Source organism: Candidatus Poriferisocius sp. (assembly GCF_965214065.1).
Classification (GTDB): domain Bacteria; phylum Actinomycetota; class Acidimicrobiia; order Acidimicrobiales; family Bin134; genus Poriferisocius.
The window spans coordinates 60,999-77,577 of the sequence record NZ_CBDCAT010000026.1 but is presented as its reverse complement, the minus strand read 5'-3'; the positions used below and the strand labels follow the sequence as shown (position 1 = coordinate 77,577).

The 16,579-nt window shown below is 65.1% G+C and carries 16 protein-coding genes and 2 pseudogenes; 7 read left to right on the top strand and 11 right to left on the bottom strand.

Annotated features, from left to right (window positions below):
• Positions 1-35: 35 nt before the first annotated feature.
• On the top strand, positions 36-746 hold the full coding sequence (locus ACOOGG_RS04595) for an indole-3-glycerol phosphate synthase TrpC (protein WP_420432748.1): 711 nt from the start codon (positions 36-38) through the stop codon (positions 744-746).
• On the opposite strand, the gene ACOOGG_RS04590 is transcribed toward ACOOGG_RS04595, so the two are convergent.
• Genes ACOOGG_RS04590 through ACOOGG_RS04575 form a run of 4 tightly spaced genes read right to left on the bottom strand, consistent with a single transcriptional unit; the run spans position 743 to position 3,168 of the window.
• Entirely contained in the window at positions 743-1,141 is a 399-nt protein-coding gene (locus tag ACOOGG_RS04590) for a MaoC family dehydratase (protein WP_420432746.1), read from the bottom strand. The genes ACOOGG_RS04595 and ACOOGG_RS04590 overlap by 4 nt on opposite strands.
• Positions 1,138-1,560, bottom strand: a complete 423-nt coding sequence (locus ACOOGG_RS04585) for an FAS1-like dehydratase domain-containing protein (RefSeq protein WP_420432744.1) — start codon at positions 1,558-1,560, stop codon at positions 1,138-1,140. The genes ACOOGG_RS04590 and ACOOGG_RS04585 overlap by 4 nt, the downstream gene beginning before the upstream one ends.
• A gap of 17 nt (positions 1,561-1,577) precedes the next feature.
• Positions 1,578-2,537 carry a quinone oxidoreductase family protein gene (locus ACOOGG_RS04580; RefSeq protein ID WP_420432742.1) on the bottom strand — a complete coding sequence of 320 codons (960 nt, stop codon included), beginning with the start codon at positions 2,535-2,537 and terminating at the stop codon, positions 1,578-1,580.
• A 1-nt stretch (position 2,538) separates the two neighbouring features.
• Positions 2,539-3,168, bottom strand: coding sequence for a nuclear transport factor 2 family protein (locus tag ACOOGG_RS04575; RefSeq protein WP_420432740.1), 630 nt, complete (start codon positions 3,166-3,168; stop codon positions 2,539-2,541).
• 198 nt (positions 3,169-3,366) lie between these two features.
• On the opposite strand from ACOOGG_RS04575, the gene ACOOGG_RS04570 reads away from it, so the two are divergent.
• Positions 3,367-4,065: an alpha/beta hydrolase gene (locus ACOOGG_RS04570; protein WP_420432738.1), complete on the top strand. Its 699-nt coding sequence runs from the start codon at positions 3,367-3,369 to the stop codon at positions 4,063-4,065.
• A 34-nt stretch (positions 4,066-4,099) separates the two neighbouring features.
• Positions 4,100-5,134, top strand: a complete 1,035-nt coding sequence (locus tag ACOOGG_RS04565) for an aldo/keto reductase (protein ID WP_420432736.1) — start codon at positions 4,100-4,102, stop codon at positions 5,132-5,134.
• Between the two features lie 207 nt (positions 5,135-5,341).
• Here the strand turns inward: ACOOGG_RS04565 and ACOOGG_RS04560 are convergent, their stop codons facing one another.
• Positions 5,342-8,200: an ABC transporter permease subunit gene (locus ACOOGG_RS04560; protein ID WP_420432734.1), complete on the bottom strand. Its 2,859-nt coding sequence runs from the start codon at positions 8,198-8,200 to the stop codon at positions 5,342-5,344.
• Positions 8,201-8,249: 49 nt separating this feature from the next.
• The gene (locus ACOOGG_RS04555; protein WP_420432732.1) at positions 8,250-10,484 is read right to left on the bottom strand and encodes an ATP-binding protein; all 2,235 of its coding nucleotides are present in this window, start codon (positions 10,482-10,484) and stop codon (positions 8,250-8,252) included.
• Between the two features lie 120 nt (positions 10,485-10,604).
• Here ACOOGG_RS04555 and ACOOGG_RS04550 point away from each other — a divergent pair, with 120 nt between their 5' ends.
• Positions 10,605-12,302: a hypothetical protein gene (locus tag ACOOGG_RS04550; protein WP_420432730.1), complete on the top strand. Its 1,698-nt coding sequence runs from the start codon at positions 10,605-10,607 to the stop codon at positions 12,300-12,302.
• A gap of 59 nt (positions 12,303-12,361) precedes the next feature.
• Here the strand turns inward: ACOOGG_RS04550 and ACOOGG_RS04545 are convergent, their stop codons facing one another.
• Positions 12,362-13,042: a hypothetical protein gene (locus ACOOGG_RS04545; protein WP_420432728.1), complete on the bottom strand. Its 681-nt coding sequence runs from the start codon at positions 13,040-13,042 to the stop codon at positions 12,362-12,364.
• A 40-nt stretch (positions 13,043-13,082) separates the two neighbouring features.
• Here ACOOGG_RS04545 and ACOOGG_RS04540 point away from each other — a divergent pair.
• From ACOOGG_RS04540 to ACOOGG_RS04530, 3 genes and pseudogenes are all read left to right on the top strand, one after another.
• A pseudogene (locus ACOOGG_RS04540) lies at positions 13,083-13,364 on the top strand (TlpA family protein disulfide reductase); the annotation flags it as partial.
• Between the two features lies 1 nt (position 13,365).
• A complete protein-coding gene (locus ACOOGG_RS04535; protein WP_420432726.1) occupies positions 13,366-13,656 on the top strand; it encodes a hypothetical protein in 291 nt (96 codons plus the stop codon).
• 12 nt (positions 13,657-13,668) lie between these two features.
• Positions 13,669-13,947 (top strand): annotated as a pseudogene (locus ACOOGG_RS04530) (TlpA family protein disulfide reductase); the annotation flags it as partial.
• Here ACOOGG_RS04530 and gcvT read toward each other — a convergent pair.
• The 4 genes from gcvT to ACOOGG_RS04510 all read right to left on the bottom strand — a co-directional run bounded on the left by gcvT (position 13,944) and on the right by ACOOGG_RS04510 (position 16,571).
• Positions 13,944-15,005: a glycine cleavage system aminomethyltransferase GcvT gene (gcvT, locus tag ACOOGG_RS04525; protein ID WP_420432724.1), complete on the bottom strand. Its 1,062-nt coding sequence runs from the start codon at positions 15,003-15,005 to the stop codon at positions 13,944-13,946. The pseudogene ACOOGG_RS04530 and the gene gcvT sit on opposite strands and share 4 nt — an antisense overlap.
• Before the next feature lie 50 nt (positions 15,006-15,055).
• Positions 15,056-15,421 (bottom strand): hypothetical protein, encoded by a 366-nt coding sequence (locus ACOOGG_RS04520; RefSeq protein WP_420432722.1) that lies wholly within the window; start codon positions 15,419-15,421, stop codon positions 15,056-15,058.
• Positions 15,422-15,447: 26 nt separating this feature from the next.
• Positions 15,448-15,945 carry a MerR family transcriptional regulator gene (locus ACOOGG_RS04515; protein WP_420432720.1) on the bottom strand — a complete coding sequence of 166 codons (498 nt, stop codon included), beginning with the start codon at positions 15,943-15,945 and terminating at the stop codon, positions 15,448-15,450.
• A gap of 119 nt (positions 15,946-16,064) precedes the next feature.
• Positions 16,065-16,571 carry a bifunctional nuclease family protein gene (locus tag ACOOGG_RS04510; protein ID WP_420432718.1) on the bottom strand — a complete coding sequence of 169 codons (507 nt, stop codon included), beginning with the start codon at positions 16,569-16,571 and terminating at the stop codon, positions 16,065-16,067.
• Positions 16,572-16,579 lie beyond the last annotated feature (8 nt).

Here is a 16,579-nt window from a genome sequence, read left to right as displayed (position 1 = left end):
TCCCGGAGCCGGACACCCCCTTATGATGCCGACGCATGGGACCCGATAAACGGGCCAGCCGAGCCGGGCGATTCAAGCAAGCCCTGCTGGCTGGCGATGAGGTGGCGATCATCGCCGAGATCAAGCGCCGTTCTCCGTCTCGCGGCGATCTGAACGCTTCCCTCGACCCAGCCGAACTGGCAGTGGCCTATCGCAACGGCGGGGCGGCCTGCTTGTCGGTGCTCACCAACCAGGAAATGTTCGGCGGCAGCGGTGAAGATCTGGCTGCCGCGTCGAAGGCGTCCGCGCTGCCCGTGCTCCGCAAAGACTTCATCGTCAGCGTCGACGATGTACACGAATCCCACCAGATGGGGGCCGATGCGCTGCTGCTGATCGTTGCCGACCTCGCCACCGCGCAACTGGCCGAGCTGCACGCGCTGGCCTTATCGCTGGGAATGGATGTCCTCACCGAGGTCAAGTCTGAGAGCGAGCTTGAAGCCGCCCTCGAGGCCGGTGCCGATGTCATCGGGGTCAACCAACGGGAGAAGCCCAAGAGCGCAGCGTTCACCATGGACTACCAGCGGGCTGAGCGCATGGCACCGCTGTTCCCCGACCATGTGGTGAAGGTGGCCGAGTCTGGCATAGCCGTTCCCGGAGGAACCACCATGGCCGCGGTGCGAGACGCCGGGTACGACGCCGCCCTGATAGGCGAGGCCCTGGTCACCTCCGGTGACCCGGTAGGGCGGCTCCGAGAATTGCTGGCTTAGCCCGCGGCGAGCCTTCCAGCCGCGTTGCCTCGCAGCACCAGGGTGCCGTGCTGGTCGGTGGTGGCGATGTCCACGTCTACCGAACCGTCGGAGTTGACCGCGGTCACCGTCACCTCAGTGGTCAGGGTGTCGCCGGGCCACACCGGTTTCAAGAAGTCGGCCCCGTAGCGGTCCAGTCCCTCGTCTCCGAACACCGTCACCAGGGCTTGGCCGGTGATGCCCATGGTCAGCATGCCGTGGGCGAAAATCCGGTCAAAGCCGTGAGTGGTGGCATAAGTCTCATCGTGGTGGAAGGGGTGAAAGTCGCCCGAGGCCCCGGCGTAGGCCACGAGCTGGGTGCGGGTCAGCCCATCAGCCACCACCTGGCGATGACGAGCACCGACCTCGGGGGTCATTCCCGCACCTCGTTGGCGGCTCGCACGTTGATCCAACGGGCGGTCACACACGGCTGACCGTCGGCATCGGTGAAGGTGGTCACAATCTCCCGGAACCGCAACTGGCCGCCTCGACGGCCCTGTTTGAACCACTCCTCCCCATCGGCCACCGTGGCGGTCAGCACCTCACCGGCCTTCGGATGCCGGTGATACTCGAACACCATTCCGGCGTGGAACCCCGAACCCGACTCCGGCGCCACCGGCGGCCATGGGCTGTCAGATCGCAGCCGGCGGTCGTAGTCGGGGTCATAACGGTCGGCGGCCACCATGAAAGTGGGCGGGGCCACCGCGTCGGGGTCAAACGAGGCGTCATGGTCGCCCACCGCCCGCTTGAACTCCTGGATATGACCAGCCTCGATGGGAAACTCGAATGAGCGCATATTCCTCTTTCTTTGGCTTACGGAGTGAGCACGATTTTGCCGAAAAACGAGGAGCTCTCCATCAGCCGGTGGGCCTCAGCTATCTCCCCAAGCGGTAACACGGCGGCGATCACCGGGGTGACCTGGCCCTGGTCGATCATGGCCAGCATCCCCCGCATGGTGGCCGCGATCCGCTGATTGTCGGGGCGCCCGACGCCCATGAGCGTGATGCCCTTCACGAACAACTGGCCCAAGTGCAACTCGCCCATGTGCCCGGCGGTGACTCCACAGGTCACAAATCGACCCTCGGGGGCCAGCGATCTCACCGCGGCTGCGAACACCGGGGTTCCCACATGGTCTAGCACCACGTCGACCCCTCTCCCATCGGTGGCCTCCCGAACGGCTGCGACGATGTCGTCGGTGTAGTGGTCGATGGCCGGCTCCGCGCCCAACGCTACCGCCTGGGCCCGTTTCTCAGCAGTGCCCGCGGTGGCGATCACCCGACAGCCCATGGCCCGGGCGATCTGGATCCCGAAGCTTCCCACCCCCGACCCGGCAGCCATCACCAGCACAGACTCGCCCGACTGGATTTGGGCCTTCTCGATGAGGGCTTGATGGGCTGAGCGGCCTGCCGTGGGAGTGGCCCCCCCTGCCTCAAAGCTGATCCCTTCCGGCAGGGCGAACGTCAATTCCGCGGGCGCCAGCGCCAACGTTGCGTGGGTCCGCTCCCCCGATGCCACCACCCGGTCGCCCACTGCCACCGTCGTAACCTGGGAGCCCACTGCCTCCACAACTCCGGCGATATCCCGCCCACCCACATGCTGGGGCCAGCGCAGCTTCATGCCGTGCGACCCCTCTCGCCAGTACACATCTACCCGATCCATCGACGTGGCCTTCACCCGGATCAGCACATCTCCAGGGCCAGGCTCAGGGTCGGGCAGCTCCCCCACCCGTAGCACATCCAGCCCCCCCTGGGACTCGTGATAGGCGGCCCGCATGTCAGCGCACTCGCACGCTGGGCAATGCCTCGCCCCCACCTCGCAGCCAGGTCAAGAACTCACCGACCGGGGCAGGCTCGGCCACATCGGCCAGCTCGTCCAGCCGAGACTCCCAGAACGCCCGATAGGTGGGCCAGAACTCGTGCCATGCCCCCTCGTAGGGCTCCTCGTCGGGCCAGCGCATCTTGTTGTCCCCCAGTGGCGGTGCGTTCAGGTCGGTGGCGTACCAGTACAGAGGCAGCCGCCGCCGGAAGTACCAGCGGCCGTCCGTCCGCTCGTAGTCATCCCAGTACATCATGGTCATGATCACCCACTCATCGCCGGTCTCATGCTCGTTGCGGGAGTACACCACCCCGCGGGCCCGATCGGGCCCGTCGAACTCGATGATGTGGTTGCCGGTCACATGGGCGGTGCCGGTGAACTTGTCCCCCATCGTCTCGCGAAACCACTCAGCCAGCTCCGCCCGCCCGCTGCGCCCCCGTCCCACCTGCACATCCGCGGGAAACAGGCCCACCCAGGCATCTGTCGCCCGCATGTCCAGCGCCAGGCAGTAGCGAGCGGCCAGCCCCCTGATCTCCTCAATCGACTCGAGCCGCTCCAGCCGCTCCTCCAGCGATTCTGCCGACACCATGGCGGCAACTTAGCGGCCGCTAGTGGTCCGTCTGTGAATTGGCAGGAGCGGATTGCGACGGAAGCGGCGTTCCTCGCAAGGCGCACTGACGCAGCCATACCCGGAGCGTACGGCAAGGAGGCGCAACGCCGCGAGGGGCGTCGATGCCTAGCAGGACGCCCTGACCAATCTGCAGACGGACCACTAGAGTGCGGCCCCATGACCGCAGGAGTTGTTTTGGCCCACGGGGCGTTTCACGGACCATGGTGTTGGGAGCGGGTGCAGGGGTGCTTGCAGGATATGGACATCGCTGTCCACGCTTCCGATCTCTGCCGACCGACCACAGCGGAGGACATCGCCGCATTCCAGGCCGACGTCAACGGGATGCGGGAGCATCTGGGCGACCAAGGGACGGTGGTGGCTGTGGGCCATTCGCTCGGCGGCCTGTCCATCTCCGGGCTCGACCCGGAAACGGTCGACCATCTGGTGTATCTGGCCGCCATTTTGCCCGGCGATGAGAGCGGCGAGGCGGAGCCGCCAGACGTGGCCGAAGCAGTGATCGCTGAGAACTTCTTTCCCGCCCTCGAGCACGGCGAGGACGGCTACAGCTCGGTGAAGCCCGGCGCTGCGGGCGACCTCTTCTACCACGACTGCTCTCCCGAGGACATCGCTTGGGCCGAGTCGCAACTCCGCCCCCAGCCTTTGGGCCAAGCGCCTTACCCCTTCGCCCGGGCGGCATGGCGGGATGTGGAGTCCACCTACATTGTTTGCGCCGATGATCGCACGCTGGCCGCCGAGTTCCAGCAGACATGTGCGGGGCTGGTCGCCAAATCCGTGGTGATGGAGGGCAGCCACTCCCCCATGCTGGCCCAGCCCGAGGCTTTGGCCGCGGTGATCGCCCAAGCCGCCGGCCAGTAGCGCCGCCCAGACCGACCAACGGAAAGGACGAGCAATGGAATACCGCACCCTGGGAGGATCCGGAGTCCAGGTGAGCACCCTGTGCCTTGGCGCAATGATGTATGGCCCCGCGGGCAACAACGACGAGGCCGAGTGCGCGGCCATGACCCACAAGGCGCTCGATGCCGGGATCAACTTCATCGACACCGCCGACCGCTACAGCATGGGTGTCTCCGAGGAGATCGTCGGGCGGGCCATCAAGGGTCGGCGCGACAACGTGGTGTTGGCCACCAAGTTCTACGGCCCGATGGGCGAAGACATCAACATGCAGGGCGGCTCCCGCCGCTGGGTAACCCAGGCTGTGGAAAACAGCCTGCGCCGCCTAGACACCGACTACATCGACCTCTACCAGATGCACCGCCCCGACCCCCGCACCGACTTCGGCGACACCCTGGCCGCGCTCACCGACTTGGTGAGAGCTGGCAAGATCCGCATGATCGGCACCTCCACCTTCCCAGCGGAGCTCATCGTAGAGGGCCAGTGGGCCGCCGAGCGCCGCAGCCTGGAGCGAGTCCGCTGCGAGCAGCCCCCGTACTCCATCTTCACTCGGGAGATCGAGCGGTCGGTGCTTCCCACCTGTCTGGCTTACGACATGGGCGTGATCGTGTGGAGCCCGCTCAACGGCGGCTGGCTCACCGGCAAATACCGCAAAGACGCCGACTGGCCGGAGAACTCCAGAGCAACCCGCAACCTGGTCAGCGCCAAACGCTGGGACCGAGAAAACCCCGTGGTAGCCCACAAGCTCGACCTCGTAGAGGAACTTGACGCCCTAGCCGCCGAAATCGGCTGCTCCATGGCCACCCTGGCCTACGCCTTTACCCTGGCCCACCCCGCGGTGACCTCCACCATCATCGGCCCCCGCACCCCCCAACAACTAGACGCCGCCCTAGAAAACCCCGACCTGCGCCTCATCAACGAGGTCCTAGACCGCATCGACGCCCTAGTCCCCCCCGGAACCGACCTAAACCCCGACGACGCCTTCTACATCCCCCCCGCAATCTCAACCCCCGCCCTAAGACGAAAAAAGTAAAACCCCCCCCCACACAAAAATAAGACCGGGGCTACAAACCAGGGCGAGCGCCCAACCCAGGCGTGGTGGTGGGTGGCCCGGCTCAGGGCGCCCGCCGCCCGCAGCCCTGCGAGGACGGCGGGCTGGGCCGGGACAGGCCCCGCCACCACGCCGGAGGAAGGTAAACCCAGGACCCGCAGCCTCGCCGGTGGATGGTAAGAAGCAAACCTACGAAGAACGCTCTCCCGAACGCTCGATAGCCCGCACATCAGTCCCCAGATAAGAAGCAATCACCAAAGGATCGTTCCGCACCTCCTCCGGCGACCCCTCAGAGATCACCGAGCCAGCCTCCAAGCAGTAGACCCGGTCGCTAATGCTCATGACCAACGGCATGTCGTGCTCGATAACCACCACCGCCGCCCCCAACTCCGCCTGGATGCGCCGGATGAGCGGCCCGAACGCCTCGCTCTCCCGCTGGGCCACCCCGCCGGTGGGCTCGTCCAGCAGAAGCACTTTGGCGTCCACCGCCAGCAGGCTGGCCAGCTCCACGATGCGCCGGGTGCCGGTGGACAGGTTGGAGATGAAGTGGTCGGCGTAGCGGCCCAGGCCCACAAAGTCCATGAGGCCGTCCACATCGGCCCGCTTGCGCCGCTCCATTCCCGGCGACGGCGGCACTCCCAGCAGCGACGGAACTAGCAGCGAGCGATCCCGGGCCTCCATCGAAACCATCAGCGCCTCTCGCACCGTGAGGTCGGGATACAGCTTGGCGTGCTGGAATCCCCGACCCAGGCCGCCGCGGTGCCGCCGATACGAGGGCAGATGGGCGATATCTCGCCCCAGCACTTCCACTTCGCCTCGGAACGGTACGAAGCCGCTGATGGCGTTCATGAGGGTCGACTTGCCTGCCCCATTGGAGCCGATCAATCCCACCAGCTCTCCCTGATAGACCTCGATGGAAACGTCGTCCACCGCCACCTTCCCGCCGAAATGCACATGCACATCTCGCACCGCTAGCCACGGATGCCCCTCCTCCATAATCACCGTGCGCTCGCTGGTGATGGGCACAGGCTTGTCCATCGCCGGCACCGGCACGGAAATATCCCGGGCCGCCATTCGCTCATCGGCTAGCCCCAGCAAGAAATCGCGCAGCTTGTAGAGGAGCTGCATGATCCCGCCGGGGAAGTACATCAGCAATAGCAGAAGCCCCACACCCGAGGTGAGCAGCCGCACCTCGTCGCTGGCTCCGAAGATGGCGGGGATGCCCTTAACCCACAGCACGCCCAACAAGGGCCCGGCTATCGACCCCAAACCGCCGATGATGGCGATGGCGATGACGTTGATCGACTCGTTGGCGTTGAACAGCACCTGTGGATTGATGGTGGGCTCGCCGGTGATGATCAAACCGCCTCCGAGCGCAGCCAGCCCCCCAGCCAGCGTGAACGAGATGAGCTTTATGCGGCTGGCCGACACGGTGGACGCCGCCGCCATATCCTCGTTGTCGCGCACCGCGATCATCATCCGCCCGATCCCGGTCTTTCGCAGGTGAGCCACCATCCACACCGCCAAAGCAAGCAACACCAACACTAGGAAGAAGTAAGACTTGCGGGAAGCGGTGAAATCGAACGGACCCCACATCGGCGGAATGACCTTGGGCGAGTTCGTGGCCCCCTGGGTGAACACGTCCTGCACGAAGATCCACGACATAGCGGCAATGGCGAATGCCAGCGTGGTCACCGCCAGCATCAATCCCTTCACCCGCAGCGCGGGCACGCCGATTATGAAGGCAGTGACCATGCCCGCGGCCACTGCGATCACCATGGCCACTCCCCATGGCAGGTCGAACGACCAGTCCCACCAGTCGAACGGAATGGGGATGTCGCCGTTCTCGGTCAGCGCCACCACGGTGAGACCGCCCACGCCGGCAAACGCGAACTGGCCCAAAGAGAGCTGGCCGGCCCAACCGGTCAGCATCGACACCGACAAAGCAATCAACGCGAAGCCCAGGATCCGGGTCCAGGTGTAGAGGCTGGAGTTCTTGGTGAGGAACAGTCCAAGCAGCACCAGGCCGCCAAACAAGGCCCCGAAGCCGAACTTGGTCAGGTTGCGGATGTACCACAGGTTGCGGAGCCGCTCGGGGACGGCCTTGACCTTGGGCGACAGCGACCACTCCCCCTCGTCCTCGCTGCCCCGGCGGGCGAACAGCACCGTGATCACCAAGATAGCGATGAAGAAGATCACGTCCACCGCATTTCGGATGTCCCCATCTACGTTCCCACGGAACAGCCGTTCGAAAATGCCCAGGCCGATGCCGGCGATAAGCGTGACCCATAGTGAGCGCATTCGGGCGATCAGCGCCACCAGCAGAACGCGCAGGAGCAGGCCCGGGCCGAGGCTGGCGGTTCCCGCGTCGGCTGCGTTTAACCGGAAGGGCGCCAACAGGATCAAGGTCACTCCAGCAAGCGCCCCGCCGATGGTCCACACCATGGTGGACACCCTCCGCACGCTGATGCCGAACAGCCGTCCGGTGTCGGAGTTCTCCGCCGAGGCCCGGATGGCCAGCCCATAGCGGGTGCGACCCAGGAACAGGGCCAAGGCAATGATCACCAGCGGCACCACAATCACTACCAACAACTCCCTCCCGCGGATCATGAGATCATCGGTGATAACCCACCTGAAGTCTGGGGCGGTGAGCTTCGGAGGCAGGGGGAACGGGCCTGGCCGAGACACGTCGGGCAGCTCGATGGAGGCGAATATGGCCAACTGGGCCACCCCCAAGGTGGCGATGAACAGCACCAGCCGCGGCGAGTTGAACAGCCGCCGCACCACCACCAACTCGGTGACCATAGCGAAAAAGGCTGCGGCTCCGATCGACAAGAAGAACGCCACCCAATAGGGCACGTCGTAGCGGGACGTGAGCATGGCCATCAGCGCCACGCCGAAGCTGCCGATCTCAGCGTGGGCGAAGTTCAGCACCCCAGTCGAGCGGTAGATGAGCACGAAGCCCGCCGCCAAAGCGGCCAAGATGAGCCCCTGAACGCTGCCTATGAACAAGTCCTGCTGGGAGATCTCCCAGCCGATGTCGATCACTGCTCGCCCGCCTTATGGCAGCTCAACACGGCGTCAGCCCAATTCACGCTCAACCGCCCTCGGCTCCCAGGAACACGGCCCGCACCAGGTCGTCCCGCTCGGCCAGCTCCTGGGCTGGGCCCTCGAAGCGAACCCGCCCCTTCTCCATGAACACCGCCCGCTCGGCCACACTCAGGGCCACGTTCAGCGACTGCTCCACGATGATCATGGTCAGCCCGGTCTCCTTAAGCTGTTCCACCACCTCCAACAGCTCCTGCACGACCACCGGGGCCAGTCCCAGCGACAGCTCGTCGATGAGCAACACCTCGGGTTCGTGCATCAAACCCATTCCGAAGGCCAGCATCTGCTGCTGTCCTCCCGACAGATCGCTGGCCGCCTGGTTGCGCTTCTCCCGCAGCGCGCCGAACACGCCGTACACCCGCTCGACTCGCCGGAAAACCTCGTCCTTTTCCGCTTTGGTAGACAGCATGGTGGCCAGGAGGTTCTCCTCCACCGTGAGGCCGGGGAACACCCCGGCACCGCCCCGCACCTGCACGATCCCCTGCTTGAAGCGCAGCTCGGCATCGGCGTAGGTGATGGTGCGCCCGTTCAGCCGAATTGCCCCCCGGTCGGGCACCCCCAGTCCGCTGACCGCCCGCAACAGGGTGGACTTACCCGCTCCGTTGGTGCCCAACAGGGCCAGAGTCTCGCCCCGTCGCACTTCCAGCCCGCAGTCAAACAGCACCTGCACCGGCCCGTAGCTGTAATCGAGCCCCCGCACTTGGAGCACCGGAATGTCGTCGGGATGCTCCGACATGCGGCGCATCTCCTCCTGCTCCTCTAACAGCTCGCTCACCGCCAGGGAGATGTCTCGCTTGATGTAGCGGGAGCCGTAGGCCACCAGAAGGCCGCCGATAATCGACGCTGGGGGAGCGACGATGCTGATGGCCAAGCGCTCGCCGTGGGCATCGCTGATAGACCCGGCGATGATGCTGCCCATGAACCCGCCCATCAAGAAGATGAACACCGGCAACAAAGCGAAGGCTTGGGCTCGCATCCGGTAGGGAGCAACCGCGCCGATGGTTGGCGCCGCGGCCACGAAAGAGGCCGACGTGCACGCGTTGGCCAGACTGATGCCGAAGATCATGATGGCGGGCTGGTGGAATCGCATGGCGATGAACACCAATACACCCGACATGATGATGAGCGTGCCCGCAGTCCGCACCATCTTGGACGGGTCCTCCCGGAACATCCCGTCGAACTTGAAGCCCGAAATCGGAATGGCCACCAGGCTGGCCAACCACACCAGCGACGTCACCCAGCCCCGCTGGAAAGCCTCATAGCCGTACTCGTCTTTCAGCATTAGGTTGAGCTGGCTGGGCAGCGTTACCAGCGCGAATCCGAGAGTGCCGACGCCCACCGCCAGGAAATAGAACGTCTTAACCTTCTTGAGTCGGGCGAAAGCCGTGGACATCGACACCGGCAGGTCGGACCCTATTGGCGGCATCTCGTACTGCTCGCCCAAGATGGCCTGCTGCTCGTTGCCCGCCCGGGGGGGCTCCTTCAAGATCAGCGAAACCAGCGCGAGGATGATCGGCGGGATGGCGAATATGTAGAACGCCCATCGCCATCCGTCAGCTCCACCGGCGGTGGAGGCGATGGTCCCGGCCAGCACCGGGCCGATGAGCAGGCCGATGGGCCGGCCCATGCCCTCGAAGGCGAAGATCCGAGCCCGAGCCGGAATGGGATAGGTGTCGGTGAGTAGCGATGAGTGGACCGGCAACCGGTTGGCCTGGCCCGCCCCGGTGAGAACCCGGGTCCAGAAATACTGAAATGGGTTCCTCACCAATCCGGTGAGGAATACGCTCACCGCCCAACCTGCGGTGGCCACGGGCACGATCAGGGTGCGCTTCACCCGGTCGGCTAACCAGGCCAGCGGCACCGCCCCCAGCACCAAGGCCACACCGCCGAATGAAGAGATGCCCAAGATAACTGTGTCGGAAACTCCGAAGGCGTCCTGAAGGTCGGGTAGGAGCACCGCTATTGCCACCCGATCGAATTCGTCGATCACGTTGAGGAAAAAGAGCACCACCAACATGCTCGCCCCGCCGGCCCGGATTCCCTGGCGCAGGCTCATGGGCGCTTCGCCTACACCGGGCAGCAGGTCGTCGGGCAGCACCACCACCTCCGACTTGGCCGCTTGTTCGGCTAGGCGCTTGGACTCCTCCTCGAAGACCGCCGATGCCAGGTTGGCGGGGTCGTCCAACTGCGACTCTTCGACCTCTGGCTCTACCGGGTCGTCCACTGATCCCCCATCGGGGCAAAACACTAGGCCATCAGTTCTACGTCGCGCACGACATCGGCTGTTCACAGAAGACGATTTCATCGACTACTGTTCGTCGCCAAGCTACGGAGAGGGGTAACCGTGTCTCAAAGGATGCTGAAGTTCTGGGGAGCACTCCTAGTGCTCGTGCTCGTGGCCGCAGCCTGCGGTGGCGGCAACGACGATGACGACGGAGGTGCCCAGCCCGCTCCCTCGGAGCAGACCGCCCCCCCCCCAGCCCCTGACGAGCCCGATGCCCCCGACAACACCGGCGATGGGGACGAGCCGGCCACCGATGCTCCTGACGAGCCGGCCCCCGATGAGCCATCCGACTCCAGCGATGGAGACGAGGCATCCGAACCGGCCCCCGCCGAGCCGGTGGACATCGGCTTCGACGAGCCCCGGGGCGATTTGTTCATCGACTTCCACAGGACCTTCGACCGGTCGCACCCGTTCCAGCCGTTGGATGTGTACTGCACGGCTACGCCTGATCCCGACTCACCGCCCCAGGCCACCGATGCGGGCATCACCGAGGACTCCATCACCATCGTCCACCTGCGCACCAAGCTGGAGGAGCTGGAGGGCATCGGTTTTGCCGTTCCAATCGGGGACACCGTCGACATGTTCCAAACGTTCGCCAATGTGATCAACGAGGACTGCAACGGAATCTGGGGCCGCCAGATCGACCTCCGCCTCGTGGAGGTTTCCGCATTGGGCGGCGGCGGCGAGGACATCGACACCTTGCGCAACCAGGCCTGTATTGAAGCAACCGAGGACCACAACGCGGTGATCGTGACCAACTCCACCGGCTTCCAGGGCACCGCCATCTTGTGCATCACCGCCGACCACGACACCCTGTTCATCACCACCCAGGGCAACCCTGCCGAATTCCACGATCAGGCCAATGGCCTGCTGTACTCGCTGAGCCCAGTGGCCGAGCACTCGGTGGTCAACATGACCCAGGCGATCATCGACACCGGCGCTCTGGACGGCAAGACCATCGCGGTGATCTGGCCCGACACTCCTGGACAACCCGAGACCGTACAAGCCGGGATCATCGATGTGATTGAGGCCGCAGGCTACGACATCGCGGTGGCCGAGCAGATCGGCTGCGGCGGACAGACCACCTGCCGTGAGGGCAACGACATCGCGGTGGAGCGGATGCTCGAAGAGGGCGTCGACGTTGTCTTCCCCGGGCTCAACGTGCTCAGCCTGCCCCAGTTCATCAACGAGATGATCAACCAGGGATTCGTCCCCGGCGAGGTGCAGTTCTACAACTCCGACTTCAACAGCCAGGCCGGCGACCTGGTGTCGGGCAAGGTGGCCCAGTTCGGCGGAGACGCCGCCGCAGAGATGTACAACGGCACCATCATCATCGACGATGCCCCCACCGGTAACTTCCGCTCCGATGACCCGGTGCTCAGCTTCAACGCACCGCTCAACATCATGTGCAACGAGACTTATGCGGCCAACAGCGCCATTGGCGCCCAGCACATCCGAGACGTATACGGGAGCTACGACAGCGCCTACGGCATGACCAACACGGTGTGTTCCGAGATGCGCATGGTGGCCCGGGCCCTCTACGACGCCGGGCCCAACCCCACCCGAGAGGACATCTACCACGCCTTCCAAAACCTGGGCCCGGTGGACATCCAGCACCAGCTTCCCGCCACCTTCGGCCCCGACAAGTTCGGCGCTCCCGATGTGGTGACCGAGTTGGTGTTCAACTTCCCATGCCCCGGCGACCCCGACATTCCCACCTGCGTCCAGCAGACCGCCCCCTACCGGCCCATCGGGTAGCGATTTTCTGAACCTCTGATTGCTGTCGCTGATGCCTTGTCAAAGGCCCAGCTATAGCATCAGGGGGTGAGCATTCGGGCATCCCGTTCCCGGAGACAATCGAGGGTGTGTGCCGCCTTGGCCCTGGCCCTGGCCTTCACTCTGGTCGCCGCGGCCTGCGGAGGCTCGGAGACTTCGGTTCTCGAAGACCCGCCCGCCGAATCGGACCCCGCCGCCGCGCCCACCAGCACCCAAACCCCCGACCAGCCTTCATCTGAGCCCGACTCCACCGAGGTGGCTGCTTCGGCTGAGCCGACTTCCGAATCAGACAACATGGGTTCTTCACCGGGACTACCCGAGCCCGACGAAACACCTGCCACCGAATCAACCGAGGCTGCCGCTGCCTCCGATCCAGCCCCCACCCAGGCGCCACAGCCCACGCCGGCCTCAACCCCGCAGCCCACCCAGGCGCCACAGCCCACGCCGGCCTCAACCCCGCAGCCCACCCAGGCGCCACAGCCCACTCCCGCCTCAACCCCACAGCCCACCCAGGCGCCACAGCCCACTCCCGCCTCAACCCCACAGCCCACTCCCGCGCCGACGCCTGAACCCACTCCGGCACCCACTCCTCTGCCTACGCCACCACCTACGCCTGAACCCACGCCACTGCCCGATTCAGACCTGCCATCGGTGGAGTTGGTGAACGTCGACACCGGCGCCACCGTGAATCTAGCCAGCTTCGCCCCGTCGGATAGGCCCATCGTGCTGTGGTTCTGGGCTCCCCATTGACCCACCTGCCGCCGGGAAGCCCCCGGCGTCGAGCAGTTCGCTCGACAAAACGCCGACAAGCTCACCGTGGTCGGGGTGGGCACCCAAGACGACCTCGACTTTGCCGAGAGATTCGTGCAGGCCACCGGAACCACCTTCACCATGCTTTGGGACCGGACCTTCCAATCCTGGAATCAGTTGGGCATCACCGGCCAGCCTGCGGGAATTCTTCTAAATCGCTACGGGCAGATTCTGGATCAGTGGAGAGGCGACATACCCCGAGACCGAGTCCTGAACGCCATTGAGGACCTCTGACATGGTTGCTACCAATAGACATCGGTTCAAGCTCGCCGCTCTCGCGGTTGTGTTGGCTCTTGGCGCGGCTGCTTGCGGCGACAGCGGCGCTCCTACCACCTCCACACCGGCGACAACACCCCCTATCCAGGCCCCCGCCGCCGAGCAGGCTCCGGTCAATGAAGCACCGGCACCGGCTTCGGATCTGCCCTCGGTCGATGTGGTGAACGTGGCCACCGGAGCCACGGTGAACCTGGCCAGCTTCGCTCAAGCCGACCGGCCCCTTGTTCTGTGGTTCTGGGCTCCCCATTGACCCACCTGCCGCCGGGAAGCCCCCAGCGTCGAGCAGTTCGCTCGAAATAACGCCGACAAGCTCACAGTGATCGGAGTCGGAACCCAAGACAGCCTCGGGTTGGCTGAGGGCTTCGTGCAGGCCACCGGAATCACCTTCACCATGCTCTGGGATCCGACATTCGAGTCGTGGAGACAACTGGGAATCTCCGGCCAGCCTGCCGGAATGCTGTTGGACAGCAACGGCACAAACCAGATCTCGTGGCGTGGCGGCATCCCCCAAAGCCGAGTGCTCGAGGCCATCGGCGCCTAGGCGAACGGCAGCTTTACCACGGTGGCCGGCGTGGGCGTGCCCCGCATGTCCACGGCCAGCTCATTGCCGATGCTCACATCGGGGGGCACGAACGCCAGCGCGATGCCCTTTTCCAGCATGGGTGAGAAATTGCCCGAGGTCACCTCCCCCACAATCTCGCCGTCTCGCAGCACAGCTTGACCCTCTCGGGGCGGACGACGACCCTCTACCAGCAGTCCCCGAAGTCGCCGGTGGATGCCCTGCTCCCGCTCGACGGCCAGCGCCTCCCGACCACGAAACGACAGCTTGTCCCATCGCACCACCCAGCCCAGCCCGGCTTGCAGCGGGGTAATGCCCGGGCCCAGCTCATGGCCGTGCAGCGGCAATCCGGCCTCCAAACGCAAGGTGTCTCGAGCGCCCAAACCGGCAGGGAGGATCCCCGCCGCGGTCACCGCGTCCCACAGCCGCTCGGCGGCCTCGGCCGGCACCGCGATCTCAACGCCGTCCTCACCGGTGTAGCCGGTGCCGGCCACCGTCAGCGGGATCCCCTCCCACTCAACCGATGCGACGCGATTGCGGGCCACCTCCGACGCGTCGAGCGACACCGCGGCCAGCCGGCTTCGGGCCTCGGGACCCTGCACCGCCAGCACCGCCCGGCTGCCGGTCACATCCACTGCCTGGAACCCCGGGCCAGCGCTAGAGCTGCCCAAGGCGTCGCGCACCCGGTCGGTATTGGACGCATTGGGCATCACATCAAAGCTGTCCTCGTGGGGCCACCACACGATGATGTCGTCCAGCACCGAGCCGTCGTCGTCCAGCAAGTGGGTGTACTGGGTGCGGCCGGGGCCTATTCGGGCCAGATCGTTGGTAAACGCCTGCTGAAGCCGGTCATAGGCATCGGGTCCGGTGACCCGGAGGGTGCCCAGATGGCTCACATCGAAGACCACCGCGTCGGTCCGACACGCCCGGTGCTCGGCCAGGGTGCCCGACGGGTAGGACAGCGGCATCTCCCAGCCCCCGAAGGGAACCATCTTGGCCCCCAGCTCCCGACTCCTGCCTTCCAGAGGAGAAGAACGCACACCGACCTCCCGACTCGCGAAATCGATCTCCCCGAGAAGGCTATCGGCGGTCAGCCCGAACCGGCCGCCGCGCCCGCGTGAGTCAGGTCGCCACCAATCCCGGAGGCATCGTCGAAGCCGTACTTGCTCAGCAGGTTTCGATAGTCCCGCTGGCATAACACGACCACGTCAATCTCGGGGTAGAGCTCCCGCAGCCGGCGGACTTTGCCGTTCTTGCGGGAAATGTACTTCTGGCGCGCCGTAGTGACCTCCACATAGCGGTCGAACTGGGGAAGATAGAAGTCGGGGGTAAACGCCTCGGTCACCTCGCCGCAATCGTTTTGGGAGAGCACAAAAGTCTCGGGCTCGTAGTGCCACTCGATGCCGTAGAAGTCGAGCAGTTCGGCGAACTGCCGCTCCGAATCGTGGGCGAACACGTTGCCTCGAGTCCCTTCAGTCGCTCCTAAGAACCGGTCTGAGCTGCGCTGGTTCGCGCTCGAGGCGAGGACGCCTCCCCGGGCGTGTCCTCTTCGACGGGCAGCTCCCGCACTGCGGCGTCCACTTCTTCGACCAGCCCCTCCATCCGGAGGTAGAGCGCCCCCTGGCCCTGGCGCAGCGCGTCCAGGATCTGCTCGTCGGTGCGGACCAGCAGAGACTGGTTGCCGTTGATCACCAAATCGGCGCTGGCCACATCCTCGCCCAGCTCGTCGCGCAGGTAGTCGAACACCTCGCGTACCCGCTGAAGGGCGATGCCCTCGTCCAACAGCCGCTTGATCAGCTTCAACTCCAGCAAGTCTTTGTAGGAATACCGGCGGCGGCTGCCGCTTCCCACGGCCGCCTGAGCGGTCGAGCGCACCAGCTCGGTGCGAGTCCAGTAGTCCAGCTGGCGGTAGGTGATGCCGATGATCTCTATGGTCTGAGGCGAGCTGAAGTCACCCGCTATCTGTCCCTGATCGTTCATCTCACTCTCCGGTTCCGGGGCGCGCTCCAATTTGGGCTTATTACACCGGGGAAACTACGCCAATGAATTTCCACAGGGTAAACGTCTCCCTGTGGATTGTCAAGGACACCGAGGGGGCGTCAGCCGTTGAAATCCTCGGGAGTCACCTGGTCTAGGAACTCTCTGAACTGGTCCAGAACCTCTTCGGGAGGCGGCTCGTCGCCTTCGCTTTCCTCGGGTTCAACGGTGTGTCCGGCGGCGTCCAGCACCGATTCGGCGGCGAAGATGGGTGCTCCGGTCCGCACGGCCAAGGCCACGGCATCGGACGGGCGGCTGGAGATGCGACGGGCCCCGTTTCCGTTGCCCCCCGCCAGCTCCAGCTCGGCATAGAAGGTCCGATCCCGCAGCTCGGTCACCACGATGCGCTCAAGCCGCACGCCGAGTTGATCGAGCACGTCCTTGAACAGGTCGTGGGTCATCGGACGGGGTGTCTCCACTTCCTCCATGGCCAAGGCGATGGCCTGGGCTTCTGACCCTCCGATGAAGATGGGCAGCAGCCGACCCGCGCCGTCGGTCTCCCGCAGCAGCACGATCGGGGCGTTGGACGGCAGTTCGATCCGCACCCCCACCAGCTCCATCTCCTTCATCGCTGCCA